The organism is Ohtaekwangia sp. (assembly GCF_036786105.1).
In the GTDB taxonomy this organism is placed as follows: Bacteria; Bacteroidota; Bacteroidia; order Cytophagales; family Cyclobacteriaceae; genus Ohtaekwangia.
In genome coordinates, this window is sequence record NZ_DAIQRQ010000071.1 from 22,155 (window position 1) to 24,945 (window position 2,791).

General features: G+C 43.9%; 3 protein-coding genes. 1 reads left to right on the top strand and 2 read right to left on the bottom strand.

All coding sequences use genetic code 11. The features are described 5' to 3' along the window. Positions 1-45 precede the first annotated feature (45 nt). Both V7Q33_RS20595 and V7Q33_RS20600 read right to left on the bottom strand, forming a co-directional pair. Positions 46-804 (bottom strand): ABC transporter substrate-binding protein, encoded by a 759-nt coding sequence (locus tag V7Q33_RS20595; RefSeq protein ID WP_333821100.1) that lies wholly within the window; start codon positions 802-804, stop codon positions 46-48. A gap of 32 nt (positions 805-836) precedes the next feature. Further along, positions 837-2,303, bottom strand: a complete 1,467-nt coding sequence (locus tag V7Q33_RS20600; RefSeq protein WP_333821101.1) for a hypothetical protein — start codon at positions 2,301-2,303, stop codon at positions 837-839. A 114-nt stretch (positions 2,304-2,417) separates the two neighbouring features. Between V7Q33_RS20600 and V7Q33_RS20605 the strand changes: the two genes are divergently transcribed. Then, on the top strand, positions 2,418-2,791 hold a 374-nt coding region (locus V7Q33_RS20605; RefSeq protein WP_333821102.1), incomplete at its 3' end, for a hypothetical protein.

A 2,791-nucleotide genomic window follows, 5' to 3' on the forward strand; every position in this document is an offset into this window, starting at 1 on the left:
TGAACAAGAACACAAACCTGACAAAGTAAGATTAATCGTTACACGTTACTGAAGCAACGCGCTGAGGGAATTGAAGTAGTCAGGAACGAATATTAATCGATTACCGTACCAGGAGAACATCTCTCCATCCACAAGAATAATCCTGGAAGATGGACTAATCTGTTTCAACTCCGCTATATGTTTCTCCTGAAAGGGATACGGCTCGGAAGAGAGAAGTATATAGTCTGGTTTTAGCCGATGTATCTCATCACTACTTAATACAGGATACCGTGACGATGGTGCTACATTTTTGAGATTCAGTTTCTCAAGCATTGTGTGGATAAACGTTCCGCTTCCTGCCACCATCCACGGATTTCGCCAGATGAAATATAGTATAGATTGACCGTGAAAAGTTTTCAGCGTTTCAAATGACTGCTGTATAGTCTGCGTTATTTTCGAGCCCTCTGTTTCTTTACCTGTTACCTGAGATATACCTTGTATCATGTTCAGGGCATCGTCCAGCGAAACAATATCACTCATCCACACCGGGTATTTCTCCTGCAGATGGCGAATGCCTTCTTCATAGTTTTCTTCTTTGTTGCCGATGATAAGGTCAGGCTGAAGTTTATCAATTATATCAAAGTGAAAGCTCTTGGTGCCTCCTATAATCGTTTTCTTCGATAACCATTCTTCTGGATGAACACAAAACTTGGTTATTCCTACAACCTGATTGTCCAACCCAAACGCTGCGAGCAGCTCCGTTTGCGAAGGCACTAAGGATACAATACGTTTGGGAGGAAAAGATACCGTAATACGGTGATTCATCTGGTCCGTGAACGAACGAAGCATGTATATACTTACTTTGACGTGTTCGTTGCCTGCGTCTGCTTTACTTTCTTTTTCATGGGAAACTCAAAGCCCACACGCATATTCAATACATCGGCATACGGACTTTTGTGATCGGGGTTGAATACCCGCAACATAATCTGTGCTGTGCCCTTTACGTTCTTCATGAATTTATACTCCTTCTTCATGCCCACAAATATACCGGGCACCCACTCCCGGCCGCGGCCATCAACAGATATAGCCTGCAATCTGGGTGGAACCTGTGTATTCATCAGCTCCGCTTCGGCACGAGGCAGGAAGCCTTTGGCCAGTTTAAATTCAGTATAGATACGTGGACCAAATATTCTTGTACCCGGACTGAACGAATCGTGACGTGTGTTATACCCCACACGCTGATTCCAACCTATACCGGATGTTAATCGCCCGGTTAATCTATACCCTATATATGGATTGAAATCAACCAGCATATCGTTGCCTTTCTTTTGTATCTGCAGCGCTATACCGGGAAGCAAACGTTCTATCAGTGGCTTGCCACGCATTTCATTGGGGCGCCTCTTCCCTATTTCACTCAGGCTGTTAAGGCTGGAATATTTATTCTTCAGCTTCGACATTTTTTCCATAGCCTCCTTCAGCACCTCCTCTTTGCCGGCAAAATGATTTACCGCTACTTCCTTTACCTGCTGCATGGCCTGTTCTTTCATGGCCTCAGGGTTCTCCGCTGACTTTAGCATCGGGTTAAGTGCTTCCGTTTGCTTCTGCAAATCGCCAACACCTGCTACTTGTCCTGCTTTACCTTCTATCGACTGGGGTAGTTGCTGCATATCCTTGAGATTGCCTTGTGTCAGGTTTTGAATATCGCCCGCACCTTTAGTGATCTCGGAAAGATTACCCGTTTTGCCGGTAATATTCTTTAAACCATCAATCTCTCCAATTTTACCTACCGGTGATTGTATAGATGTATTCAAACCATCCAGACTTTTTAACGGGTTATTGGGTATATCGAGCGATGGTATATTCAAGTCTTTTACGGGCAGTTTAAAATCCTGGATATTGCCCGTCAGTTGATTTGCCTTTCCCTGCAATTCGGGCGAAAGCTCCAGCTTATTAATTTTTTCAGTAGCCTTGGATTTCAGCGCATTCATTTTACTATCCAGTGAACCAACCGCCTGGTCGCGTTTCTGTAAAACACTGTCTAACGCATGTGTATATTTATCCGTTGGCAATTGCAGCGACTGCAGACTATCGATCTTATGCTGCAGAGCATTTTTGGAAGAATCCAGCGAGGCAAACTTGTTTTTATACTCGCCCTTCAGGCTATCGGATTGATGGTAAAATGAGTATTCAATCGAGTCCAATGCATCTAAACGAGGTGATGCAGCGGTATCCAAGGCCGCCAGTTCCCTGGAAAGACTATCCAGTTGCTGGGCCCGCAAAGAGACCGCAAAGACGAGTAGGATTAGTATTAGCGTGAAACGCATTCTGCAAAGGTAAGGGTTTCGTTGCTAAGTTTTACTAGGGGTCAGAGCCACAATCGTTATCGCAGAATATTAAATTTGCGCATACCCCAATTAGCCTCAAAATTGTATACCAAAATGTGGACCTGCCCGCTCTGTCATCAGCAATTTGTCAAAAACAACCAGGCGCATTCCTGCGGCGATAAAGTACTGGACGATTTTCTGGCCAAAAAATCAGAAGCTGTTATCGAGCTGTTCTGGTATTTTATGGAGCAATATCAAACCATGGGATCGGTTACTGTTCATCCTACAAAATCCATGATAGCACTTCCCGCTACCACTCGTATAGCCTATATCACTCGACTAGGTAAAGATTTTATTGATGTAGTGTTTCCCTTCTCTCAACCCTACCACGACAATCTTTGCTTTCATAAAATAGTGCAGGTTCCCGGTACTCCTCAATTCAATCATCACCTTCGGATCAAGAGTAAAGAAGATGTGAATAAAGAAGT

Bases quoted from the DNA above. Each gene is read 5' to 3' on its own strand.
- V7Q33_RS20600 (WP_333821101.1), bottom strand. From the start codon at position 2,303: ATGCGTTTCACGCTAATACTAATCCTACTCGTCTTTGCGGTCTCTTTG.
- V7Q33_RS20595 (WP_333821100.1), bottom strand. From the start codon at position 804: ATGAATCACCGTATTACGGTATCTTTTCCTCCCAAACGTATTGTATCC.